General features: G+C 37.2%; 23 protein-coding genes and 3 tRNA genes. 6 read left to right on the top strand and 20 right to left on the bottom strand.

The annotated features are described in order from the left end of the window. Positions 1–36: 36 nt before the first annotated feature. The gene (locus tag C3V44_RS05005; RefSeq protein ID WP_009411679.1) at positions 37–507 is read right to left on the bottom strand and encodes a hypothetical protein; all 471 of its coding nucleotides are present in this window, start codon (positions 505–507) and stop codon (positions 37–39) included. A 422-nt stretch (positions 508–929) separates the two neighbouring features. Here C3V44_RS05005 and rocD point away from each other — a divergent pair, with 422 nt between their 5' ends. The 5 genes from rocD (at position 930) to C3V44_RS04980 (ending at position 4,955) form a co-directional block, all read left to right on the top strand. After that, positions 930–2,174 carry an ornithine--oxo-acid transaminase gene (rocD, locus tag C3V44_RS05000; protein WP_106095743.1) on the top strand — a complete coding sequence of 415 codons (1,245 nt, stop codon included), beginning with the start codon at positions 930–932 and terminating at the stop codon, positions 2,172–2,174. Positions 2,175–2,294: 120 nt separating this feature from the next. Next, entirely contained in the window at positions 2,295–3,104 is an 810-nt protein-coding gene (locus C3V44_RS04995) for an enoyl-ACP reductase (protein ID WP_106095742.1), read from the top strand. A gap of 68 nt (positions 3,105–3,172) precedes the next feature. Continuing rightward, positions 3,173–3,382, top strand: coding sequence for a membrane protein insertion efficiency factor YidD (gene yidD, locus C3V44_RS04990; protein ID WP_002680684.1), 210 nt, complete (start codon positions 3,173–3,175; stop codon positions 3,380–3,382). A 13-nt stretch (positions 3,383–3,395) separates the two neighbouring features. Next, on the top strand, positions 3,396–4,739 hold the full coding sequence (gene dgt / locus C3V44_RS04985) for a dGTP triphosphohydrolase (protein ID WP_106095741.1): 1,344 nt from the start codon (positions 3,396–3,398) through the stop codon (positions 4,737–4,739). A 142-nt stretch (positions 4,740–4,881) separates the two neighbouring features. Continuing rightward, positions 4,882–4,955 (top strand) — tRNA-Asp (locus C3V44_RS04980). A 197-nt stretch (positions 4,956–5,152) separates the two neighbouring features. Here the strand turns inward: C3V44_RS04980 and C3V44_RS04975 are convergent. From C3V44_RS04975 to C3V44_RS04935, 9 genes are all read right to left on the bottom strand, one after another. After that, entirely contained in the window at positions 5,153–5,923 is a 771-nt protein-coding gene (locus C3V44_RS04975; RefSeq protein WP_106095740.1) for an ABC transporter ATP-binding protein, read from the bottom strand. Next, complete coding sequence (gene fabD / locus C3V44_RS04970) at positions 5,920–6,801, bottom strand: ACP S-malonyltransferase (RefSeq protein WP_106095739.1); 882 nt, start codon at positions 6,799–6,801, stop codon at positions 5,920–5,922. Before fabD ends, C3V44_RS04975 begins: the two co-directional genes overlap by 4 nt. 37 nt (positions 6,802–6,838) lie before the next feature. Then, complete coding sequence (coaBC, locus tag C3V44_RS04965) at positions 6,839–8,023, bottom strand: bifunctional phosphopantothenoylcysteine decarboxylase/phosphopantothenate--cysteine ligase CoaBC (protein WP_106095738.1); 1,185 nt, start codon at positions 8,021–8,023, stop codon at positions 6,839–6,841. 89 nt (positions 8,024–8,112) lie between these two features. After that, positions 8,113–8,427: a DNA-directed RNA polymerase subunit omega gene (locus tag C3V44_RS04960; RefSeq protein ID WP_002670957.1), complete on the bottom strand. Its 315-nt coding sequence runs from the start codon at positions 8,425–8,427 to the stop codon at positions 8,113–8,115. A gap of 12 nt (positions 8,428–8,439) precedes the next feature. Beyond that, complete coding sequence (locus C3V44_RS04955; RefSeq protein WP_106095737.1) at positions 8,440–9,246, bottom strand: outer membrane protein assembly factor BamD; 807 nt, start codon at positions 9,244–9,246, stop codon at positions 8,440–8,442. A 36-nt stretch (positions 9,247–9,282) separates the two neighbouring features. Beyond that, a complete protein-coding gene (gene fabG / locus C3V44_RS04950; protein WP_106095736.1) occupies positions 9,283–10,029 on the bottom strand; it encodes a 3-oxoacyl-[acyl-carrier-protein] reductase in 747 nt (248 codons plus the stop codon). A 36-nt stretch (positions 10,030–10,065) separates the two neighbouring features. Further along, entirely contained in the window at positions 10,066–10,389 is a 324-nt protein-coding gene (locus C3V44_RS04945; protein WP_106095735.1) for a translation initiation factor, read from the bottom strand. A gap of 2 nt (positions 10,390–10,391) precedes the next feature. Further along, entirely contained in the window at positions 10,392–11,924 is a 1,533-nt protein-coding gene (locus C3V44_RS04940) for a DUF4270 domain-containing protein (RefSeq protein WP_106095734.1), read from the bottom strand. 7 nt (positions 11,925–11,931) lie between these two features. Beyond that, positions 11,932–12,741: a glycogen/starch synthase gene (locus C3V44_RS04935; protein WP_106095733.1), complete on the bottom strand. Its 810-nt coding sequence runs from the start codon at positions 12,739–12,741 to the stop codon at positions 11,932–11,934. Positions 12,742–12,851: 110 nt separating this feature from the next. Between C3V44_RS04935 and panC the strand changes: the two genes are divergently transcribed. Next, a complete protein-coding gene (gene panC, locus C3V44_RS04930) occupies positions 12,852–13,694 on the top strand; it encodes a pantoate--beta-alanine ligase (RefSeq protein WP_254425477.1) in 843 nt (280 codons plus the stop codon). A 92-nt stretch (positions 13,695–13,786) separates the two neighbouring features. Here panC and C3V44_RS04925 read toward each other — a convergent pair whose 3' ends face one another. The 10 genes from C3V44_RS04925 to C3V44_RS04875 form a co-directional block, all read right to left on the bottom strand. Next, positions 13,787–14,410 (bottom strand): rhodanese-like domain-containing protein, encoded by a 624-nt coding sequence (locus C3V44_RS04925; RefSeq protein ID WP_106095731.1) that lies wholly within the window; start codon positions 14,408–14,410, stop codon positions 13,787–13,789. A 139-nt stretch (positions 14,411–14,549) separates the two neighbouring features. After that, positions 14,550–16,337 carry a VWA domain-containing protein gene (locus C3V44_RS04920; protein WP_106095730.1) on the bottom strand — a complete coding sequence of 596 codons (1,788 nt, stop codon included), beginning with the start codon at positions 16,335–16,337 and terminating at the stop codon, positions 14,550–14,552. Positions 16,338–16,356: 19 nt separating this feature from the next. Further along, positions 16,357–17,475 carry a hypothetical protein gene (locus C3V44_RS04915; protein ID WP_106095729.1) on the bottom strand — a complete coding sequence of 373 codons (1,119 nt, stop codon included), beginning with the start codon at positions 17,473–17,475 and terminating at the stop codon, positions 16,357–16,359. Positions 17,476–17,558: 83 nt separating this feature from the next. Continuing rightward, positions 17,559–17,816, bottom strand: coding sequence for a 30S ribosomal protein S20 (gene rpsT / locus C3V44_RS04910; protein WP_002670974.1), 258 nt, complete (start codon positions 17,814–17,816; stop codon positions 17,559–17,561). A gap of 70 nt (positions 17,817–17,886) precedes the next feature. Then, a tRNA-Glu gene (locus C3V44_RS04905) sits at positions 17,887–17,958 on the bottom strand. Between the two features lie 42 nt (positions 17,959–18,000). Continuing rightward, positions 18,001–18,072 (bottom strand) — tRNA-Glu (locus C3V44_RS04900). A 183-nt stretch (positions 18,073–18,255) separates the two neighbouring features. Next, positions 18,256–19,260, bottom strand: coding sequence for an acyl-CoA reductase (locus tag C3V44_RS04895; RefSeq protein WP_106095728.1), 1,005 nt, complete (start codon positions 19,258–19,260; stop codon positions 18,256–18,258). A gap of 103 nt (positions 19,261–19,363) precedes the next feature. Beyond that, positions 19,364–21,880, bottom strand: a complete 2,517-nt coding sequence (locus tag C3V44_RS04890) for a DUF5686 and carboxypeptidase-like regulatory domain-containing protein (protein ID WP_106095727.1) — start codon at positions 21,878–21,880, stop codon at positions 19,364–19,366. Between the two features lie 747 nt (positions 21,881–22,627). Continuing rightward, entirely contained in the window at positions 22,628–23,131 is a 504-nt protein-coding gene (locus tag C3V44_RS04880; RefSeq protein ID WP_106095726.1) for a hypothetical protein, read from the bottom strand. Between the two features lie 47 nt (positions 23,132–23,178). Then, positions 23,179–23,532, bottom strand: a complete 354-nt coding sequence (locus C3V44_RS04875) for a hypothetical protein (RefSeq protein ID WP_106095725.1) — start codon at positions 23,530–23,532, stop codon at positions 23,179–23,181. Positions 23,533–23,548: the final 16 nt, after the last annotated feature.

Here is a 23,548-nt window from a genome sequence, read left to right as displayed (position 1 = left end):
TGTTTTGTGCTTTTATAGATTTTTTTAGTAAAAGTACTAAAAAAAATCATCTAATAGTGTCCCAAATTCTCTTTTACATTTGTAAAGTAAAGCTCTTGAGATACCAATATTTGATTTAGGTCTATCTAAAGCGGTGATAGAAAAGAATTTACCTAAAGCTGAAATCATCAGCATAAACGTAATTTTATCTGTTTCAATAAGGATATAATCTAACTCCAATTTTCCTAAACCATTACCATCTACAACTTTCTTTACTTGATCAACAATAGTAAGGTGAAAAGCAGAGCCTTGCTCAATTATCCTTGAAGCTTCCTCATTAGCAGAAGCTTTACTTAAGATAGAACCATCAGTACTGCTCAAAATTCCATAGAAAAGGAATCCTGGCATTCCTGCTTTCATATCTTGACAGTGAGCATCAAGCATTTGTTGTAGTTGTGCACCTGTCAGTTGTACTTCCGTATCTGTTTTTACGTCTGTACTTTTTGGTTGTAATACTGTATCTGCCATAATCTATGATTTTTTAATCGAGGCAAAGGTATAATATTTTTTTAATAAAAAGAAATTTTTTACAAAAAATCTTTTTTCTATTTTTTGGATAAATATAAAATCTAATGTTAATACAAAGAAAATCAATAGTTAACACTGTAATAAAGTTATTGTTCAAAAGTATGAAATACTGCAGAATTATTTCTGTGAAAAGAAAAAATACTGTAAGTATAAAACGGATATTAACTATTTTATATAAGGAAAATTTAGGCGTCAAACTTGTTTTTTTATATGAATATATAGGATTATTTAATTTATTGTTGTATCTTTGTCCAAGTTTTTTACGATAGAAAAATTACTATTAGACACAAAGTAAATATGAAAATATAGTTTTGTAATAGAATGAATATTATTTTATCTTTAAAAGTATATAACACAAATATATGATAACACATAAATTAACCTCAGAACAAGCAATGGCACTCGAAAATCAGTACGGTGCCCATAACTATCACCCACTACCCGTCGTGCTCTGCAAAGGACAAGGGGTATATGTGTGGGACGTCGAAGGCAAACGCTACTACGATTTTCTTTCGTCTTACTCTGCCGTAAACCAAGGTCACTGCCACCCACGTATCATCAAAGCGCTTACTGAACAAGCGCAAACTCTTACACTCACTTCTCGCGCTTTCTACAACGATAAGCTCGGAGTGTATGAAAAGTACGTAACCGAGTATTTTGGCTTCGAGAAAGTCCTCCCGATGAATACAGGGGCTGAAGCGGTAGAAACAGCTATTAAAATATGTCGCAAATGGGCTTACGAACAGAAAGGGGTGCCTGAAAGTGCTGCCATCATCATCGTATGTGACCAGAACTTTCACGGGCGTACCACTACAGTTGTATCTTTTTCATCTGATAAAAATGCGCGTAAGAACTTTGGACCTTATACACCTGGTTTTGTTTCCGTTCCTTACAACGATTTAGTCGCTTTGGAGAAAGTTCTTGCTGATAATAAAGCAACAGTAGCAGGCTTTTTAGTAGAACCTATACAAGGTGAAGCTGGTGTATACGTCCCTTCCGAGGGGTATTTAAGCGGAGCAAAAGCCTTATGCGAAAAGTATAATGCACTTTTTATCGCCGATGAGGTACAAACAGGAGTAGCGCGTACCGGGAAACGTTTGGCAGTAGACCACGAGAATGTAAAACCAGATATATTGGTACTGGGGAAAGCTCTTAGTGGTGGGGTGTATCCCGTGAGTGCAGTCCTTGCCGATGACCGTATTATGCACGTGATTAAAGCTGGACAACACGGTAGTACTTTTGGAGGCAATCCTTTGGCAGCAGCCGTAGCAATTGAAGCCTTACAGGTAGTAAAAGATGAGCATTTGACTGAAAATGCCGCTCGTTTGGGTGAGATTTTTCGCAAAGAAATCAGCAACTATATCAAAACCTCAAAAATAGCTACCTTAGTACGTGGTAAAGGGCTCCTAAATGCGGTGGTTATCAACGATACAGAAGAGAGTGACACTGCTTGGAATATCTGCCTAAAGATGCGCGATAATGGGTTGCTCGCTAAACCTACTCACGGCAATATCATTAGATTTGCTCCGCCATTGGTAATGAATGAAACGGAATTAAGAGAGTGTATTGCTATTATTATCAATGCTTTAAAAGCGTTTGAAAAGTAATACGCTATATTGCATACAGATAAAAAGCTACCTAATATTTTAGGTAGCTTTTTATTTATACAGAAATATTTTGTACATTTGCCCCATAGGAACAAAATTCATTTTATAAAATAGAAAATTATGTATAATTTATTAAAAGGAAAAAGAGGCATCATCTTTGGTGCCTTAGACGAAAATTCTATTGCTTGGAAAACAGCAGAACGTGTACACGAAGAAGGTGGTAAGTTTGTACTTACCAATGCTCCCGTAGCAATGCGTATGGGACAAATAAAAAACTTAGCCGAAAAAACAGGCTCTGAAATTATTCCAGCCGATGCTACCAATATGGACGATCTCCAAAACTTGGTAACTAAAGCTATGGAGATTTTAGGGGGTAAGTTGGATTTTGTGTTGCACTCTATCGGTATGTCGGTAAATGTGCGCAAAAACATTCCTTATACCGAGTCTAACTATGTGAACACCGAAAAAGGTTGGGACGTTTCAGCACTTTCTTTTCACAAAGTATGCCAAGTGCTTTATAAGAATGATGCAATGAACGAATGGGGTAGTATTGTAGCACTTACCTATATGGCAGCACAACGCACCTTCCCTGATTATAACGATATGGCTGATAATAAAGCCTACTTAGAATCTATTGCGCGTAGTTTTGGCTATTTCTTTGGTAAAGACAAGAAAGTGCGTGTGAATACCATTTCACAATCACCTACCGCTACTACTGCAGGACAAGGCGTAAAAGGTTTCGACGGTTTTATCGCCTATGCCGATGCTATGTCACCACTGGGCAATGCCACCGCTCAAGATTGTGCCAATTATACGGTATCTCTCTTCTCCGATCTTACTCGTAAAGTAACAATGCAAAACCTCTTCCACGATGGAGGGTTCTCTAATACTGGAGTAAGCCAAGAAGTAATTGAACGATTTACTAAGTAGCAGTTAGAAATTGGTTGTTAGTAGTTAAAAAACTAACGGCTAATAACTACTGACTAATAACTAATGAAATGAAGTATCTTTTCATTTATTTAGTGCGCTTTTATCAAGTAGCCATTTCGCCACTCAAGCCTCCTACGTGCAGGTATACCCCTACCTGCTCGCAATACACTTTAGAAGCCTTACAAAAGTACGGTTTTTTTAAAGGAGGTTGGTTGGCTATTAAGCGTATATGCAGTTGCCACCCTTGGGGAGGCAGTGGCTATGACCCCGTACCTTAAATAAACAATAAAAATGCTTTGGGAAAACTTACTCTCTCTTAATAAATATGGTGATACTAGTCTTCGTTTGCGAAAAAATGAAGATGAAACACGACTTAGTTTTGATATGGATTATGACCGTGTGGTCTTTTCAAGTGCTTTTCGTAGCTTGCAAGACAAAACACAAGTAATTCCGCTTTCAAAAACAAGTTTTGTACACACACGTCTTACACATAGTATCGAGGTGTCGGTAGTGGGGCGTAGTTTGGGGCGTGCTGTGGGTAAACACGTGCTCACCAAATATCCTCACTTGCGCGAATTGGGTTACCAAACTAATGATTTTGGAGCCATTATTGCAGCAGCTGCGGTAGCACACGATATTGGTAATCCACCTTTTGGACACAGTGGTGAAAAGGCTATAGGAGAGTTTTTTCAATTCAAAAAAGGAACTGCTATCAAACATTTACTCACAGAAGCCGAGTATGCTGATTTGTGTAGTTTTGAAGGGAATGCCAATGGCTTTAGAATCCTTAATGAAACACGTTTGGGGGCAGAGGGGGGCTTACGGCTTACTTATGCTACCTTAGGAACTTTTACTAAGTATCCTAAAGAATCACTACCTGTACGTCCTACTGATCGTATAGCTGATAAGAAATATGGTTTTTTCCAAGGTAATAAAAAATTCTTCAAAGAAATGGCTGAAACTTTAGGACTAAAATCTAATAGTGTAAATGGTGAATTGCGTTATGCACGTCACCCCTTAGCTTTCTTGGTAGAGGCAGCCGACGATATTTGTTATACTATTATAGACTTTGAAGACGGTATCAACTTAGGGCTTATAAGTGAAGATGTAGCCTTAGAGTATTTAGGTGGTATCATCTCAGATAAGATAAATACTCATAAATATAGCAAACTGCAAACTAAAGAAGAACGTATTGCTTATTTGCGTGCAGTTGCTATAGGAGCTTTGATACAAGATGCTACCGACATCTTCTTGCAAAATGAAGATGCAATCTTGGCAGGAGAATTTCACCAGTCGCTTTTATATGATAGTAAATATCGCCACCAAATCACTGATGTAATAGATTGTAGTGTGGAACGTATATATCAATCCGATGAGGTAGTAGAAAAAGAAGTATCGGGTTATGTGGTTTTACAACATTTATTAGATATCTTTTTTACGGCTATTATCAATCAAGAAAACGGACGTGAGACATCATTTGATAAACTTTTGCTTAAAAAGTTACCTGAAAAGTATCGCAAAAATGACTCGTTATATGACAAGGTGATGGGCATTACTTGTTATATTACAAGCCTTACCGATAGTAAAGCAGTGGAATTACATCTAAAAACAGCCAATACAACCTTTAATATCTAATACTTTAATATGTTTATTATCAGATATATTATAAAGAAAGATTAAAAAAAGTTTAAAAAAACGCTCTAAAAATTTGCAAGTAATAAAAAAAGTAGTACCTTTGCAACCGCAATGAAGAAATGAATTGCACAAATTTGCTGAAGGTCTGGTAGTTCAGCTGGTTAGAATACATGCCTGTCACGCATGGGGTCGCGGGTTCGAGTCCCGTCCAGACCGCTTCATAAGATTTAGTTGTGTTGTTTTGTGTAAATATTTTTACACGGGTTTATAGTAAACCAATGAAAGCTTTCCTTTCTCCAAGGAGAGCTTTTCTTTTTAAGTGAGATTTAGAATATAAATTCCCTTAATTCTCTAATAATAAAAAAGCTACCTATAAACTTTATAGGTAGCTTTTTAGAAATTTAATTATTAATCTAATCCTCGTGTTCTTCTAAATAAGCTTTCCTTACCTTCTTAAACAGCTCCGATGAATACACAAAGTCAGTAACAGCTTCGTTATCGGTCCGGAAAATAGTTTCTTTAGTGCCTTCCCATTCTTTATAACCATTTTTTAGGAATACAATCTTAGCCCCTATTTCCATTACTGAGTTCATATCGTGAGTATTGATTACGGTGGTGATGTTAAACTCTTCAGTAATTTCCTGGATAAGGTTGTCTATCACAATAGAGGTCTTAGGGTCGAGCCCTGAGTTAGGTTCATCACAAAACAAGTAGTTGGGTTGGTTTACGATAGCGCGAGCAATAGCTACCCGTTTCTGCATACCTCCAGAAATTTCCGAAGGTAATTTATCATCGGCATTTACTAGGTTTACACGGCTCAATACTATATTAGCACGTTCGCGTATTTCTTCAGGTGTTTTCTGAGAAAACATCTTCAAAGGGAACATCACATTCTCAAGCACCGTCATAGAGTCGAATAAGGCGCTTCCTTGGAATACCATTCCCATTTTTTGACGCAAGGCTACACGTTCTTTGCGTTTCATATCAGCATACTTCACCCCATCGTAGATAATGTCGCCCGAATCGGGGGTAAAAAGGCCTAAAAGAGATTTGAGAAACACAGTTTTACCTGAACCACTTTGCCCGATAATCAGATTCGTTTTACCTTTTTCAAAAGTAGTAGAAATACCTTTGAGCACTTCAGTTCCGTTAAAAGATTTATGTAAACTTTCTACTTGTATCATATTTCTGCTGAAGCTACCACTGCCTCTTTGTTTATTTTCTTCACCAAGCCTTGTAGTACTTTGCCAGGTCCTACTTCAATAAATTCGGTAGCGCCATCAGCAATCATCTGTTGTACACTTTGTGTCCATTTCACAGGAGCAGTAAGTTGCTTGATGAGATTCTTTTTAATGTTAGCTTCATTGCTTACAGCCGTAGTAGTTACATTTTGGTATACTGGACAAAGCGGTTTGTGGAAAGTCGTTTGCTCAATCGCTGCTGCCAATTCTTCTTCGGCAGGTTTCATCAGTACTGAGTGAAAAGCTCCGCCTACAGGCAATACAAGAGCACGCTTAGCTCCTGCTTCTTTCATCTTTTCGCAAGCTGCTTCTACAGCTTTGAGTTCACCTGAAATCACCAACTGACCTGGGCAATTATAGTTGGCAGGGGTTACAATTCCGTCAACTGTTGCACAAAGTTCTTCAACCTTACTATCGTCTAAGCCTAATACGGCAGCCATTGTACCAGGTTGTAATTCGCAAGCCTTTTGCATAGCGGTAGCACGTTTGGCTACTAATTGCAAACCATCTTCAAATGAGAGGACTTCATTGGCTACTAAAGCAGAAAATTCACCTAACGAATGTCCTGCAACCATTTGAGGAGCAAAATTTTTACCGAACACCTTACTAAGAATTACTGAATGCAAGAAGATAGCAGGCTGGGTAACTTTAGTTTGTTTGAGGTCTTCATCAGTACCGCTAAACATTATATCAGTAATGGAGAAGCCGAGAATGCGATTAGCCGCTTCAAAGAGTGCTTTGGCTTCAGCAGATTTTTCGTATAAGTCAAGCCCCATACCTACAAATTGGGCTCCTTGACCAGGGAAGATGTATGCTTTCATTTATTTATATTTTTATAAGATTGAAAGTACAAAGATATTACTTTTCTATAAGAATGCCAAATATCTGTGTCAAAATATCTTTAGCGACTTCTTCTTTGCTTTTTAAAGGAAAACTGTTTTGAGTCTCTTTAGTAATAAAAGTAACTTTATTGGTATCAGTACCAAAGCCTGCGCCTGTATCGCGCAAGGAGTTGAGTACAATAGCATCTAAATTCTTTTTCTCCAATTTAGTTTGGGCATTGGCAACTTCATTTTCAGTTTCTAAGGCAAATCCAATAAGCGTCTGAGTAGTTTTGATTTTCCCTAAAGATGCCAATATATCGACAGTAGGCACTAAGGTTAGGCTGAGATTACCGCCTTTCTTTTTAATTTTTTCGGGGGCTACAGTTTCAGGCGTATAGTCAGCTACAGCAGCGGCGAGGATAGCGATATCACAAGGAGGAAATTCGCTTATGGTAGCTTCGTACATTTGCTGAGCACTTACCACCCTATGCAGTTGAATTTGTGAGTGAATATTCTTTTCAGTAGAGGGGCCTAATATTAAATGTACCTCAGCTCCTTGTCGTACGGCTTCATTAGCAAGGGCAATCCCCATTTTGCCAGAAGAAAAGTTTCCTATAAAACGCACGGGGTCGATTGCCTCGTAAGTAGGACCTGTAGTAATGAGGATTTTTTTACCTTTAAAAGGAAGATTTTCGGTAAGTGCATTCTCTAAAAACAGTACTATATCTTCGGGTTCAGCCATACGTCCTTGTCCAACAAGTCCGCTAGCGAGTTCGCCATAAGTTGCGGGAATGATATGATTACCAAAAGACTTTAATTTAATTAAATTCTCGGTAACCGTAGGGTGGGCATACATATCCAAATCCATTGCAGGGGCGATGAATACAGGTGCTTTAGCAGAGAAATAAGTAGCCAACAGTAAGTTATCACATACACCGTGAGCCATTTTAGCAATGGTATTAGCCGTAGCAGGAGCGATGAGCATCGCATCTGCCCATAGAGCTAACTCTACGTGGCTATGCCAATTGCCCTCGGGAGAGGAAAAATTTGTTAGCACAGGGTTTTTAGATACTGTACTGAGGGTAAGAGGTGTTACAAACTCTTTTGCATTCTCAGTGAGAATTACCTTTACATTGTGCTCCTTTTTGGTGAGCAAGCGTACTAATTGAGGTGTCTTATAAGCCGCTATACCTGCAGTGATACCAAGTACGATATTCATAATTCAGAAATATAATTAGAAAAAGGCTCTAAACGGCAAGCAAACGCTTACTGCTTAAAGCCTAACAAATAATCTATAAATACCCAATTCTATTCGGCTTCACGGTAATAAATCTTACCTTCAAGCCATTCTTTTACAGCAATAGCTTGTGGTTTAGGTAAGCGCTCATAAAAGCGAGATACCTCTATTTGCTCTTTATTCTCAAAGATTTCCTCCAAGCTATCATTATTAGTAGCGAAAGCCTCTAATTTTTCTACTAATTCCTTTTTAATTTCGGCATTTATTTGGTTAGCTCTTTTAGCAATAATAGAGATAGCTTCATAAATATTACCCGTAGGTGCTTCTATAGCCGATTTGTTATAAGTAACAGTAGTGGTAGGAGCATCTATTTTCTTAAAATCCATAATGTAATGATATTATTTTTGTGATGTAAAACTTTTTAATGATGTGTTTACTTTCGTAAGCATATTCTCTGCTTCCTTTTTGTATTTAGTTTCAGGGTAGGCACGCAATAAGTTGTCGTAAGTTTCTTTAGCAGTATTGAGCCGTTCTTCTTTCTTAGTTTCTATACTGTTGATAGCCCACTCGTAAGCTGAATGCAAACGCGTGTACAACGCATCTTCTCTAAAGACACTACCTGGGTTATTGGTCAAAAAGTTGTCTAACGACTTCATTGCTGCTTGATAGTCGCGTATTTGGTCGTATTGTTTAGCTATTTCAAACTCTTTTTTCTCTAAGCGAGTTACCAAGTCTAAGGCTAGCTCGTTAGCTTCTTTAGCATATTCACTATCAGAGTATCTATCCAAAAAGTATTGTAATTTCTCTAGAGCCTGATAGGTATAAGTTTGGTCTACACTATATTTAGGAGTTTCCAAGTAAAGCGATTTTGCTTCTAAGAAAGCCGACTCTGTAGCTTTTTCGCTACGAGGATATAATTTCTGAAGTCGTTCAAACTGATAAGACGCCAAACTGTATTGTTTTAGCTGATAGTAAGAATCTCCAAACATATAATAAATACGTTCTCCTTGTGGCTTACCCGCATATTCTGAAGCTATTTGTTCAAAAAGGCGTGTCGCTTTTTTATATTTTTTAGCCTTATATAGCTTTTCAGCCTCAGTGTATTTTACGCTTCCTTCTTTTGATTTCAAGGCTTTTTGATACTCTCCACACGAAGTAAAGAGCACAGTCAGAAGACCGATGATGATATATTTTTTTATTAACATTCGGCAAAAGTAAAAAGTTTTTCTGATATAACAAAATTATGTGAGCATTCCTCCATCAACATTGAGCACTTGCCCTGTGATGTAAGCTGACATTTCAGAGGCTAAAAACACACAAGCATTCGCTACGTCTTCGGGTTGTCCGCCACGTTTTAGAGGGATAGCATCACGCCAGCCTTGTACTACTTTTTCGTCAAGTACAGCCGTCATTTCGGTTTCTATAAAGCCTGGAGCGATAGCATTGCAACGAATATTTCGAGAACCTAACTCTAAGGCAATCGATTTGGTAAAGCCGATAATTCCCGCTTTAGAAGCTGCATAGTTTGACTGTCCAGCATTGCCTTTCACTCCCACCACACTACTCATATTGATAATAGAACCTTTACGTTGTTTAAGCATAATGCGCTGTACCGCTTTGGTCATATTAAACACTGATTTGAGATTTACTTCTATTACCTTATCAAAATCTTCTTCACTAATGCGCATCAGTAGGTTGTCTTTAGTGATACCTGCGTTGTTTACTAGAATATCAACTGTGCCAAATTCCGTTACTACTGTATCTACAAACTCTTGCGACTGTGCGAAGTTAGAAGCATCGCTTTGGTAGCCTTTTACTTTCACACCTTTTGTAGCTAATTCTTTCTCTAATGCCATTGCAGCATCCACTGACGAACTGTACGAAAAAGCAATATTTGCCCCGTGGGATGCAAATACTTTGGCTATACCACACCCAATGCCTCTACTAGCACCAGTGATAATAGCTGTTTTTCCTTCTAATAATTTCATATTACTAATTTGTTAATTATGAATTGTCAATTGTTTTCAACCGTCTATGCGCTTCACCTTAAAACCTTTTTCTTTGAGAAGTTGCATAATAGTGTCACGGTAATCACCTTGTATGAGGATAGTATCGTTTTTCACAGTTCCCCCTACGCCAAGGTACGTTTTGAGTTCTTTAGCTAAAATCTTAAAATCGACTTCTGCGCCATTATAGCCCTCAATTACGGTTACGGGTTTTCCTTTGCGTTTTTCGTATTTGCATAGTAAAGGTTCATCCTGCAACCAAATATTAGAAGGAGCTTCTTCAGGTATTTCCTCTTCTATATGGTCAGGGAAAAGTGATTTTAACTGATCTCTTAAATCCATCACTATTTAGGTTGAGTGTAGCTGATACGCAATTTTACATCTTTTATAACAGTACCCAAAGGAGTAACCACTGCTGAAGATAGTATTTTGCCTTTTGTATTAGTGTCTCTCAAATATGCTCCTGAATTAGTGTTTTTTACATTAGAAGCTATTACTATTCCTAAAGGTACATTTGTTCCTATTTCATTAACTAAATTTAAAATGTGATTGGTAATCCTCAATTGGTAAAAAGCTCCTTTTCCGTTTTCTTTTTGTAATTTTCCTAGATGATAGAGATATGAATAAGTAGACGAATCAGCATTTGATGTTGGGTCGTACTGATAATCTACAAGCACAGCTCCTGTTTGGGTGTTATAGATAAAGAGACGTTCAGGCTCTTTTGTATAGCTTACTGAATTATCCACATATAACAATAAACTTGCATCGGTTACCATTAGTTTTTGCGACTTAATATTAGCAATATCTGTATCCGAAATAGTAATAGAAGCTGTTTGTCCTAAAGCTCCGCTGAGGTATATTTTACTGCTATCAGTCAAACTCTCTCCTGAATTGTTAAATAAGTTTACTGTAATGCCATTCAATGAAAGTTCATAACGATTTTTACGTGTTTCTGTAGTTGTAGAATTCGTTCCTGAAGTCTCATAGCTATATACAATCTCTATTTTTGCATTTGCCATATTTAGGAGCATCATTAAATCCTTTGAAAAGTTAGAAGCACTGACACTAATCCCTTTAAAATATTTTTTAAATTCATTAGCGTTAGCAAGTTCGCTACTGCCTTCCTTGTTGATAATTTTTGTTTGGAAGAAATTTGTGCTTAGTGGAATACGCAACCCTGGTGCTAATACATCTTGTACTTTTTTACTTTCATCTTCTGTAGTTCGTGGGTTGTCAAACTGATAGCGGGTGATAGATTTATTACTGATGGTATAAGAGGTAGCGGTAGTAGTACCTGACACTATCGATGCTCCCAAATTATTGGTAAGGTCAGTATTATTAGAATAATATACTTTAGCGTTGAGATCTGTATCAATATCACTTAAATAATAGTTGAGCTCTTTTACGTCTATATTGAAAGAAGCGTTTTTATGTCCATAAAGAGAATCTAGGGTATATTCACCATCTTTTTTATAAGTAGCTTTACTATTAGAACTGTTTGGATTAAAGAACGGAATGTATAAATAAGCTTCGGTTACTTTCTCTTTTTCTTGTTTATTATCCTTATTTTCATTGGCTTGTGTTTTAGTTCCAAAAGTCGGATTAACAGCTGGTAATGTTACTTGTGCCACTATGGTAGCCGATTTGGTACCAAAGGGAACTTGGCTATACTGTCCTAATAAATATCCTCCTAAACCGTTGGTTTGTACCGCACTTTCTTTTACTTGGCTTACCTGAATAGTAGCTGTAAATACATTAGTGTCAAAGTTAGGATTTTTTAGCAGTCCACCATCTATCTCGTTAAAATCATTACTTGAGCACGCACTGAGAAGTGTTACTATAGTAGCGAAAAATAAAATCTTCTGTATGTTATTCATTCGTTTGTTATTTCTTTAATATTTTAGTATAAAATTCGCGGTAAGAATCTTGGAAAGTTTCCTTATCGCTGTTGTAAAGCACAGGCTTTCTTAGATTTTTTAGGTAGGTTTGGAAATCTTCAGGCATATCTTCACTCACCACTACAACTCCATCTGAATATTTGATAGCGACACGCATCAAATTGTAATAAGTAGGATTTTTTAGCGGGTCTACCGTCTTTTTGCTAATACCATCAAAAGCCACTTTATTGATAAGCGTACTGTCCAAAGCCCCCTCATAATCGCTATCGAATACTGAGGTAACTATCTTACTTTCTGAAAAGATAGGTTCATCTTTGTAATAGGTGCGCAAGTAAAGAGGCAACAAAGCCGATACCCAACCGTGTATATGAATAATATCGGGTAACCAATTGAGTTTTTTAACAGTCTCTACAATACCTTTAGCAAAGAAAATACAACGCTCATCGTTGTCTGGGTACATATTGTTTTCCCCATCAAAGAGTGTGCCAGTGCGCCTGAAATATTCATCGTTGTCAATAAAATAAACCTGTATGCGCTCCTTAGGGATAGAAGCTACTTTAATAATCAGAGGTACATCAATGTCATTGATAATAATATTCATCCCCGAAAGGCGTATCACCTCGTGCAACTGATGACGTCGCTCATTGATATTACCAAACTTGGGCATAAAAATACGTATCTGCCCTCCATTGTTATTCACCATTCTCGGGGCTTCAAATGACATCTTTGCCAACTCACTATAGGGCGAATAAGGCAACACTTCCGACGATACGTAGAGTACTTTTTTATCTTTCATAAAAAGTAATTAGTTATTTTAATTAGCTCTTAGAAGGCACAAAAGTACAAAAAATTATGCACATATCCATAATTTTATATAAGTTTGCACCCAAAAAAGATTTGATACCGATGATTTACACACACCAAAAGGAACTCCATAACCTATTGGAAACCCTTAAAAATCAAGGAAAAACAATTGGATTAGTGCCCACTATGGGCGCTTTACACGACGGACATTTATCGCTCGTAAAAAAAGCTAAACAAGAGAATGATATAGCGGTAGTGAGCATTTTTGTGAACCCTACGCAGTTTAACAACCCTACCGATTTGCAGAAATACCCGCGTACCTTAGAAACCGATGCTCAGAAGATTGCTCAGTTCAGTAAAGAGATATTTATTTTTGCCCCTACCGTAGCCGATATTTATGGCGAAGAAGTAGTCGCTGAACCTTTTGACTTTGCAGGATTAGACAAAGTGATGGAAGGTACTTCTCGTCCTGGTCATTTCGATGGTGTAGGCACGATTGTTAAAAAACTTTTTGAGATTGTAATGCCCGATAGAGCTTATTTTGGTGAAAAAGATTACCAACAACTGCTTATTATTCAGCAAATGGTGCGACAAAAGGGCTTGCCAGTAACCATTGTTCCTTGCCCAATCGTGCGCAATGCCGATGGTTTGGCTCTCAGCTCCCGCAATGCTCTCCTCAGCGAGCCAATGAAACAGCGTGCTACCATTATTTACAGCACTCTACTCGCTGCCAAAGAACGTTTTGCTACTCATAGCCCTGCCGAAGTAGAAGCGTGGGTAAAAGGAGTCTTTGCTCAACAGCCCGACTTCACCTTAGAGTATTTTACCATTACCGATGCACATACTTTGCAATCTATTACCAAAAAAGAAGCAGGTAAAGACTACCGTGCTTTTATAGTAGTACACGCCGAGGGAGTAAGATTGATTGATAACCTTGCTTTTTAGGTAAAAAGTAATAAAAAACTTTGCCAAAACTCTAATTGTCTTTGGTGCTACGAGCTTTGGCAAAGTTATATATCTTCTAAATAGCTAATTGATTAATCCCCCTTAGTAACTATAAATACATTTTCTTTCTCTACTCCTATTACTTCGTGTTCTACATCTACGGGTATTTGATAGGTATCGAGGTCTTTGAGCACAATTTCTTCTCCATTGATAAGAAAACGTACAGTTCCTTTCACCATAATAAGGGTTGCAGGGATACTGGTAGTGTGTTTTTTCAGCACTCCTCCTTCACCTAAAGCTATGGCTACTTGTCTCACATTTTTACCATCTTTTACAAAATAAGTAGTAGGTTTATCAGTCTTAAAAGTGAGCTTATCGGCTAAGTTTACTTTCTGTAACGACTTTACGTGTTCTACTGTTTTGCCATTCACAGCCGTAATGTTGTGCATTTTAAGAATGTCCTGCGCTTTACCAGCGCGTATACCGCGACGGCAAAAGAGGACAATATTCTCTTTTCCTTTTAGTTCTTGCCATCGGGCACCCATCTCTTCCAAAGGAATATTAATGGCTCCTTCAGCAGTCCCCGCGGCGTATTCTTTTGGAGTACGCACATCTATTAAAGTTACATTTTTAGCGTTGATACGCTCGGCGAGCGTTTGGGATTTTGCTGTAATTGTTACAAGCAAAAGTATCCCTAAGGTCATTGAATACTTCATAAAGATTAATTTTATTATATAGCTTAGCGTTAGAACAATTTTGCTCCGTAAATACTCGTTTTTATGAATTGTTTCCTCTCCTTTGGAGAAGTCTGCGAGAGCAGAGTATGTGAAGTGAGGTGAGGCTTTCATTAGCTCATTACTTCAGTTTCTCCGAAACTTCCACTAATCGGATAAACTCCTTTCGGTAGCCTTCCTCATCTTTACCTATAGCGTTTTTAGCCAAGTCAAGTACCTGAGAGTATGAGGATTTAGCTTTATATTTAGAGTTCCTTAAGAGCATTCCCCATTCAGCTACGGCTGATGCAAAGCGGTAATCATCATCTGTTTTAGCGAACTCAGTAAGTGTAAAAGGGATAGGAGTGCTTTCTTCTACGCTTTTAGCATCTTTTACTATAGGGTCTTTATAGCGTATTTTGAGGAAAGCTAATTCGTTAGCAAATCCTTTTTCTACTTGTTTTTGATAGCGCAACCCATCGGTTGTAGCGCCTTTGGCAGGTACCAATTCATATAAAGCAGTTACGGTATGCCCAGCACCTATTTCACCAGCATCTTTCTTGTCGTCTTCAAAATCTTCATTGGCTAAGGCACGGTTTTCATAGCCTACCAATCGGTATTCTTTCACGTATTGGGGATTGAATTCTAACTGCAATTTCACATCTTTAGCTACGGTGTAAAATGTACCGCCAAATTCATTCACTAATACTCTTTTGGCTTCGGTAAGATTATCGATATAAGCATAGTTACCATTTCCTTTATCGGCAATAGTCTCTGCCATATCATCACGGTAATTTCGCATACCATAGCCTAATACCGAAATGTATATACCATTGTTACGTTCCTCTTCTACCAAACGTTGCAACTTATCACGTGAAGAAATTCCCACATTGAAATCGCCATCGGTTGCTAAGATAATACGGTTATTGCCTTTGGGCAAAAAGTTCTTTTTGGCTACTTTGTAAGCGGTTTGCAATCCAGCTCCTCCTGCAGTAGACCCACTAGCTACTAAATCGTCTATCACTTTAGATATTTTTTTCTTCTCTTTAGCTGAGGTGGAAGGCAGTAAAACTCCTGTTTGGCTCGCATAAACTACAATCGCTATCCTATCTTCTGAACGTAAATTATCCAAAAGCAATTTGAACGATGCTTTTAGCAACGGCATCTTGTTAGGTGAGTCCATAGAACCTGAGGTGTCTATTAGAAACACTATATTAGAAGGTGGCGCTTTGGTAAGATCTATTTTCTTTGCTTGTAATCCAATGCGCAACAAATAATTATCAGGATTCCAAGGACAGCTACTTAGCGTTGTTGTAGCATTGAGAGGTGCTTTACTACCTTCGGCTGGAGGTGTATAGTTATAATCAAAATAATTAATAAGTTCCTCTATGCGTACTGCATCTTCATCAGGTTTTTGCCCATAGTTGATCATACGGCGCACATTGCTGTAGGAAGCTTTATCCACATCGGCAGAGAAAGTAGTTACGGGATCTGTAGCTGTACTTTTAAAGCCACTTTCATCTATCGCTTTATAAGTTTCGCGAGAGGGTTCATAAATGTCATAAGTAACAGCTTTCTTTTGTTTATCTTTTTTTCTATTACGTTTACCTACATAACCTGTTGTTACCACCACTTCTTGAAGTGTAACATTATCTTCTTCTAAAACTACATTGATAATCTTCTGTCCAGTAACTTTCACTTGTTTGATTTTCATTCCTATATAAGAAAACTCTAAGATATCACCATTCTTTACTTTGATAGTGTATTTACCATCAAAATCAGTTTGAGTACCTTGGGTAGTTCCTTTAATTACTATCGAAACACCAGGTAATGGGTCTTTAGCGTCATCAGTAACAGTACCTGTTACTTCGTACTCTTGTGCATACAGTGTGGTCAGTGCAAAGAAAAATAAAATTAGTATTCGTTTCATATGATAAAATTAATAAGGTTTATTTAGGTATGCTATCGGTGTCTTGTGTACCAATAAACTTCATTCGTTCTTCTAAGTCGTTTCCGTAGATGTTATTGATACGCGCAATCACACTGTTAAACGTTTGTCCTAATAGCGAAATATTGCTTTTGAGCTCTTCTTCTTTAAAATCTGGATTGTTCTTTACATTGTCAGCTAAAGCTTTTATCTGTGTTTGGAAAAGTCTAAGACGTGCCTTTACAGTAGGAACATTTATCTTTTCAGGGAAGGTAGCGTCATCGCTGAGTAATTCTCGTAAAGCATCTTCTATCTGTACCAACCAAAAGAATACTGAATAATAAGAGCTCTCTACTTCCGAATGTTCCCCCACAATCTTGTCTGAATACTGTCCTACTTTGTGAAAGTATTTAGCAGGAAGTTCTAAAACAGAACGATACAGAATTACATTGTCATTCTCTTTAGCATTCTCATCTAAGGAAAGTTTTATAGTGTAAGGAGCTGATTTTTTAGGTGAAAAAGTAATCTGATATCTGTTCCAATCGTCTTCTAGGGCGGTCTTTTTTACGTTGCTTGTCGAGGAGTTAAGTGTATCTAATGCAAAGGTTGCCGATAGTTCATCGCTGTTGGACTCTGAGAAATTTAGGTTTACTTTTGGATAGTTTACTTTTTTTAAAACTACAGAAAAAGTATAAGGAATGTTTGCTACCAAAAATCTACTCCATTGTAAAGAGGCTACCTCATTGTTCTTTTTCTTTTCAAACCTAAAAACAGTGTCTTTCGAAGCCTCTGCGGGAGCTCGCCAATCACGTTCTACTAAGCTATTGATGTTTTCAGTTTTAGAGTTGATAGGGTACAGTCTACTGTACACCAAGAGGCTATCGGGGTTTGAGAGCATTAAATCATCTGTGTTTTTAATCTTGGCAGGAGCCATCGAAACAATCACCTGCATCAGCGATTGAAAACTCTTCCAATGCTTCATATCCTCTTGAGCTTTAGGGGTAAGATCTATCAATTTGAACTCCTCAAAGTCAATTGATTTAACTTTGTGCACTTGCCTTGTTTTGTTAGTCTCTTTGTCGTCATTACACGAAATGAAACACGTTAATAAACTGAATAATATATAAAATCTGTACTTCATAACCTCTTGTATTACTGAAAACACCAAAGCCAGACTTACTTACATAAATCTGGCTATTAGTGATAAATCTAAAACCTAAATGACTATTTAGCTAACTTGTTAATATGTTTAGCTAAACTGCTCTTTAAATTCGCCGCTTTATTAGCGTGAATAATATTTCTCTTAGCAAGTTTATCAATCATCGAAACTACTTTAGGGAAAAGAGCTTTGGCTTCTTCTACATTTTCCAAAGCGCGTAGTTTTCTCACGGCGTTACGAGCCGTCTTGTGTTGATAACGATTGCGTAAACGAGCTGCTTCGTTTCTTCTGATTCTTTTTAATGCTGATTTATGGTTTGCCATTTTCCTTTATTAGTTTTATTTTTATCGCCGTACCTTTCCTTTTGAAGATACTTCTAATAGTTGCATTTAGTAGTCCGTAGGGGAATCGAACCCCTGTTACAAGGATGAAAACCTTGCGTCCTAACCCCTAGACGAACGGACCTTGAAAATTATTGTTTAATCCAAAAAACTTAATATATGCTTGTAGTCCGTAGGGGAATCGAACCCCTGTTACAAGGATGAAAACCTTGCGTCCTAACCCCTAGACGAACGGACCATTCTACTATTAAAGTACTACTTCTCCTTTAATGCGGTGGCAAAAGTACTACTTTTTTTTATACCTGCAATATTTTTGAACATTTTTTTTACTAAAACGATAAAATTATTTCTTAAGTGTCTTATAGTTAGTAGGTTGTTAATCTGTGTTTTTTCTATGTAAACAATTCTTTTTATTTAGTTGTTACAAATTTAGTAAAAACGTAAGCGTGTTTACACCATCGGCGTAATCCCATAGTTTAGGAGTCTGCGTTTGCCCGAAGGGTATTTCTCCATCTATAAAATTATGACCTACTACACATTGTATCTTTTCTCTGTCGGTTGCTAATTTCTTTTTTAGGGCTTCTTTATTGGTGTAATATTCATAGAAAAGAGTCGCAATAGGTGAACCGTAATGTTCGTCTTCTTTCAGCAGTAAGAAACCGTTCTCGAGTAGTCTATACAAGCTCATTAGGTAAACGGCTTTGTTGTAGTCGTAGTTATTGGCGTATTTTTGTTCTTCAATAATGTCTTTATATGGGTAGATAGCCTGAAATAATAGGTCGAAATCATAACCCTGGGGTACAAATAGTTTAGAAACACTTCGGCAACCCAAGCCGTAATACAAAAAGATGTCTTTACCTAAATCCTGCAATTCCTCAGGTGTTTCTTCACCTGTAAGTACGGCTACTGAATGGCGGTTTTTCCTTATAATATGGGGTTTCTTGCCAAAGTAATACTCAAAATAGCGTGCGGTATTATCGCTACCCGTAGCTATTACGGCATCGTATTCAGTTACTTTATCATCTGTAAAAGCTACCGCTTCTGCCCATTCAGGGGCAAAAGCCTTCATCTGTTTTATAAGGTAGGGAAGTAGTACGCCATCGTCGCTGGAGAGCTTCACTATTGCCTTATGTCCTGCTACCAATACACACAACAAATCGTGGAAGCCTACCAAAGGCAGATTACCAGCCATTATAATCAATATTTTTTTAGGCGAAGTAGTTTGTGGTAATTGATATTGCGACAACCATTGTTGTACATTGTTTTCGCTGAGGGCTTCACTCCACGATTTGAAGGCAAATATTACATTAGCACGTGTAAACCAACTGTTCTGCTGTTCTGCTTTATCAAATATATCGTTGAATTGTTCGGTTTTAGAAAGTAGTTCTCCTAACCGAACTAAGTTGTTTATATTTTGTTGCTTCATTAGAAAGTATCTATTTTACTTTTTACTTTTTGCCTTTTGCTCACATACCCAACTGTGAGCCTTCGCTCGCTTTTCCTTTTCCTTTTTATCTTTTACCTTTTACCTAAAACGATGGTACTATCCCAATCCGTACGCCAAACTTAGGATTACGCACCCCATTCACATCATTGAAATCGTTGCGCCATACGAAATCTACTCGTATAAAGCGAAAGTTTCCTAACCCTATGTTCTCAATCCCAAATCCGTATTCCCAATACAGTTTTTCAGGTGAATTGAATATAATATTGGTAATATTAGCTTGTTTGTTCTTGTCAGAGAGTGTTCCGTAAGCAAATCGTCCAAATATTAAACTCTTAAAGCGTGTTTTTTGCAAGAAAGGAATGCGGTTGAACAAGAAACCATCAAAATGATGCTCAAAATATCCATTGATATAGGTGTCGGTAATGAAATCGTAGTAATCTAAAAGCGCAAAAGTGTTAGGAGCTGATGAATACGATTGGTTTGCAGGAGTAGGGGTTAGTGCTATCAGAGGTGCTGTACCGAATACCTTCCCTGCTTCCACCGTAGCGTGGAAAATACCGTACCCGAAAAGCGGAATTGGTTTATAGAGTATCGTTTGTACTTTGTCGTAATCAAACTTACTGTTTAATACACCGTCTACGCCTTTGGAGTATTTAAGGGTATACATCGGGAAGAGCTTTTTGCCATAACGCTGTTCCACCCCATAGCCAAATACCTTTCTGTTGGGGGTAAAGGTAAATTGTGCCCCTGTATAAAAGTTGTCGTATTCGTGAATTTCCTCGCCTGTCTTGGGGTTTCGGTAGGCAATAAGGAAGTTCTCTTCGCTTGCCGAAGTGAGTTTTTGGTAAGTGCCAAATACCGAAAACTGCAAGTTAGGCACAATATCATAGTTAATAACACCTTGTACTTTTCTGTTGCGAGTAAGATAATAGTTCTCACCACGTGCAATGATAAAGTTGGTAGTATTTTCAAAATCTAATTTGGTATCGTCGTGCATCACAAAGGTACCCAATTGCAAATTGTCGTTCTGATAGCCCGCTCCAAAGGTAATACGCGGACTGTGAGAGATAAGGTATTTACCACTGATACCGTATTTAAACTCTTTGTCTCTCACCCCATAAGCTCCGTATACATAGGTGCGGAAGCGGTCATCGGTAGAGAAGAACGAACGAAAGCCGGCTCTTAGCCGTAAACCCTCTACGTTGTTGCTCGAGAAAGTTTGCCAAAACCTGCCAAACTGCATATAACTGCCAATAGGAATATAGCCCGACGTCACAATATCGGTTACATCACCTATCATCTTGATGCGTTTATTGCTCCCCACTTCCCGAATCAGAACTTTCGTTTTAGTGAGGTCTGCCCCTCCTAAGGTATTTGCGTCCCAATAACTATCGTCTTTGTAAAACTGATTTTTTGCAACCTTTACCACCTGCTCGTCATAAAAATTAGCAGGTTTAGGCTTGTTGAGAACAATATCCGAAAAAGTGATGTAGTTCTTTACATACAATCCCTTTTCTTCGTCTTTCTTCGTTAAGAGCGTAAAGTCTCCTTCTTGTATTTCGTGTTCAGGAAGGTAAATACTGTCGTTGGCAATGGTAAAGTATTTTTCAAAAGAAAGTCCACGTACTAAGTTGATATTCGTTTTAGCCGTAGTGTGCATCTGTATCGAACTCACTATATAAGTCTTAGTGTCTACTTCAAACTTTCCCTCTAATGCTAAATCTTGGTCATCACGAGGAAAAAAGTTGATGCGATAGAACGAGCGGTCGTCTCTCTGAATCGTATCGCTCAGCACGTACAGATATACGCCATAACCAAACTCCGCTAGCGGACTCACAAAGGGCTTGTTCAGTATCATATAAGTATTGTCGTAAATATCAAAATCGTCAAACGACTGACTTACACGTTCCAATCCAAAACCTTGTTGTACAATCCCTTGAGCACGTTCAGCTTCTATGTCTACTCGCTTTTTCCCCAACTGATTGTTGCCGTAAACCGTTTCTATCTTTTCAGTGAGATACATTGGCAGAGAGAAGGTCTCTTTGTATTTCTTCTCAGAAAGAATACGCCTGATGGTGTCATATTCCTTTCCTAAAGCCTTTTTTAAGAAGATGGTATCGAGGTTGTTCACCCCCAATTCCGTTGTACTATGTTTTTTAAACTGATACGCCGTAGCGTTTTGCAGTCCACGTTTCTTTTTATTCTTCCAAATACCTTGCAATACGGTATAGGCAGGGTTCTCTTTTTTAGAAAGTGCCTTAGTAGGTTTCGCTACAACTGTTACCTCTTCAAGTAATTCCCCTTCCACCAATACCACTACCAAATCCTTGGTGTTGTCTTTGTCTAAATGTATTTTCCTAGTGTTGTATCCTATAAGTGAGACTTCTAATTCCTTCTGTCTTTTCTCCGAATACAGAGAAAACCGCCCTTGGTCGTCGGTATAAGCTCCAATGGTAGTTTTTGCAAAAATCACATTGGCATAAGCCACGGGGTTGCCGTTTTCATCAATCACTTTACCCGACACGTGTGTCTGCCCCCATACTTTTGTAAGACAGAGCATTAAACCGAATAGAAGGAGTAGTAAGAAGCGTTTTTTCATCGTATAAAATCACTTTTAAAATGCAAAGATATAAAAAATAATAAAAATAATATACAGAATGTTACTTTTCTAAAACCAAATCTACTGTATATTATTATAGACTCTTATTTTTTGTAGACCTGCCTTTCACAAAAAAATAATACTCATTTTTCGTCTATTGTTCCTTTGTCATTCGTCGCCCCCGTCCCTCTTCATTCGTCATTCGTCCCTCGTCATTACTTCCCTTTTCCGTCATACTCCCCCTAGTGCCTATGGACTAAGGCCTATCACCTATTCCTCTTTCTTTCGCCTCGAAACCCTGTTTTTACCATTTTTTGTATCGCTATATTATACTATGAGTCAACTTTTTATACACCCTTTCTATACCAATCGTCCAAGATTCGTATAAGCTTCCTATAAGCTCTCTATAAGCTAAGCACACCCTCCTTATAGCCTTTTTTCACTAAAATCTCTCTCAGCTCACTTCTGAAAAATTCCGTTTTCTTCCGAATCCTCTTATTCCCTTTCTCAGCTTAACCCACTTGTCCGAACCACCTGAGTCTCTCCGGAATTCTTCAACTAATTTCCACTACTTCCTAATTTACTAATTTCCCAATAATAAAAAAATACCAAAGGAAGTAGCACACGCTGCTTCCTTTGGTAATAAGGTTATTCAGAAATTAAATTGGAGACTTTAATTATGATTTTTTTGTAGGAATTAAATTATTTAATAAAATATTTTATATTGTTTTTTTAAGATTTTTATAATTACTCATACATCATATAATACCATTTCTTTGGCATTATTTCACGCTTCAAAGATAAAAAATGAACTTTTCTTTTTTCTCCTATTGGCTTTTTCAATGTAAGATAAAAATCTTTTGATAAATCGTAGTTTTGTTCACTATTCTTTTCATATAACTTATATGTTTTAATATAAGTTGCTAAAAAACCAGAGAAATCTCTTTTTCCAAGAACTTCTTCATCTATATCATCTCTATATTCTAATAGTATTATATTCTCATTATCTAATTCTATAACTATTCTGTATTTAGGAGAAGAAGCATTATCTTTATCATAATTTAATTTATCAGCTCTTTTTAATTCATAATCTGATAATCTAATTAGGTTTTTATCATCTTCTTCTTTAAAGATATTGTGGTATGTAATTCCTAAATCTTTGTAGTTATTAGGATTATCTGGTACATCTTTATTGTCTTTACTACAAGACAAAAATAAAGGTATAAATAAAAGTGTTAATATATATTTCATAATGTTTTAAATTTTAAAATTCTGTAAATCTGAAATTATTTCTTAAATTAATAGTTATTAAACTTTTCTTCCATTCTATACTTTCCTCCGTTAGCTATGGTGAGTGTGTATATTTTTGCTTGCCAACAATCACGTTCATCATCATTATAGCAATAACTTTTAGGATAGCAAGTACAAACTTCTACTTTTATATGGAATACATTATTGGATATTTTTCTTGCTATTGGAGGAGACCTATAAGGAGTATTGGCTTCGTAAAACTCAAAATAATCTTCTGCATATACAACGGCTTGTTCTGTTGTGTAACTTTTAACAGCTTTCCTTTTTACTGTTTTCTTTTGTTGTGCGTAAGTGCTTACTCCTATGAATAAACATAATACTAAGTACAATACTTTTTTCATTATTTTAAAATTATAA

It is taken from the genome of Capnocytophaga sp. oral taxon 864, from assembly GCF_002998835.1.
Taxonomy (GTDB): domain Bacteria; phylum Bacteroidota; class Bacteroidia; order Flavobacteriales; family Flavobacteriaceae; genus Capnocytophaga; species Capnocytophaga ochracea.
This window is presented reverse-complemented; position numbering and strand designations above follow the sequence as displayed.

Coding starts and splice junctions, on each gene's coding strand:
- C3V44_RS04955 (WP_106095737.1), bottom strand. CDS start 9,246: ATGTTAATAAAAAAATATATCATCATCGGTCTTCTGACTGTGCTCTTT.
- fabG (WP_106095736.1), bottom strand. CDS start 10,029: ATGAAATTATTAGAAGGAAAAACAGCTATTATCACTGGTGCTAGTAGA.
- C3V44_RS04975 (WP_106095740.1), bottom strand. CDS start 5,923: ATGATACAAGTAGAAAGTTTACATAAATCTTTTAACGGAACTGAAGTG.
- rpsT (WP_002670974.1), bottom strand. CDS start 17,816: ATGGCAAACCATAAATCAGCATTAAAAAGAATCAGAAGAAACGAAGCA.
- C3V44_RS04875 (WP_106095725.1), bottom strand. CDS start 23,532: ATGAAAAAAGTATTGTACTTAGTATTATGTTTATTCATAGGAGTAAGC.
- panC (WP_254425477.1), top strand. CDS start 12,852: ATGATTTACACACACCAAAAGGAACTCCATAACCTATTGGAAACCCTT.
- C3V44_RS04995 (WP_106095742.1), top strand. CDS start 2,295: ATGTATAATTTATTAAAAGGAAAAAGAGGCATCATCTTTGGTGCCTTA.
- coaBC (WP_106095738.1), bottom strand. CDS start 8,023: ATGAATATCGTACTTGGTATCACTGCAGGTATAGCGGCTTATAAGACA.
- C3V44_RS04940 (WP_106095734.1), bottom strand. CDS start 11,924: ATGAATAACATACAGAAGATTTTATTTTTCGCTACTATAGTAACACTT.
- yidD (WP_002680684.1), top strand. CDS start 3,173: ATGAAGTATCTTTTCATTTATTTAGTGCGCTTTTATCAAGTAGCCATT.
- rocD (WP_106095743.1), top strand. CDS start 930: ATGATAACACATAAATTAACCTCAGAACAAGCAATGGCACTCGAAAAT.
- C3V44_RS04945 (WP_106095735.1), bottom strand. CDS start 10,389: ATGGATTTAAGAGATCAGTTAAAATCACTTTTCCCTGACCATATAGAA.
- C3V44_RS04880 (WP_106095726.1), bottom strand. CDS start 23,131: ATGAAATATATATTAACACTTTTATTTATACCTTTATTTTTGTCTTGT.
- fabD (WP_106095739.1), bottom strand. CDS start 6,801: ATGAAAGCATACATCTTCCCTGGTCAAGGAGCCCAATTTGTAGGTATG.
- C3V44_RS04935 (WP_106095733.1), bottom strand. CDS start 12,741: ATGAAAGATAAAAAAGTACTCTACGTATCGTCGGAAGTGTTGCCTTAT.
- C3V44_RS05005 (WP_009411679.1), bottom strand. CDS start 507: ATGGCAGATACAGTATTACAACCAAAAAGTACAGACGTAAAAACAGAT.
- C3V44_RS04915 (WP_106095729.1), bottom strand. CDS start 17,475: ATGAAGTACAGATTTTATATATTATTCAGTTTATTAACGTGTTTCATT.
- C3V44_RS04960 (WP_002670957.1), bottom strand. CDS start 8,427: ATGGATTTTAAGAAAATAGATGCTCCTACCACTACTGTTACTTATAAC.
- C3V44_RS04920 (WP_106095730.1), bottom strand. CDS start 16,337: ATGAAACGAATACTAATTTTATTTTTCTTTGCACTGACCACACTGTAT.
- C3V44_RS04925 (WP_106095731.1), bottom strand. CDS start 14,410: ATGAAGTATTCAATGACCTTAGGGATACTTTTGCTTGTAACAATTACA.
- C3V44_RS04895 (WP_106095728.1), bottom strand. CDS start 19,260: ATGAAGCAACAAAATATAAACAACTTAGTTCGGTTAGGAGAACTACTT.
- dgt (WP_106095741.1), top strand. CDS start 3,396: ATGCTTTGGGAAAACTTACTCTCTCTTAATAAATATGGTGATACTAGT.
- C3V44_RS04890 (WP_106095727.1), bottom strand. CDS start 21,880: ATGAAAAAACGCTTCTTACTACTCCTTCTATTCGGTTTAATGCTCTGT.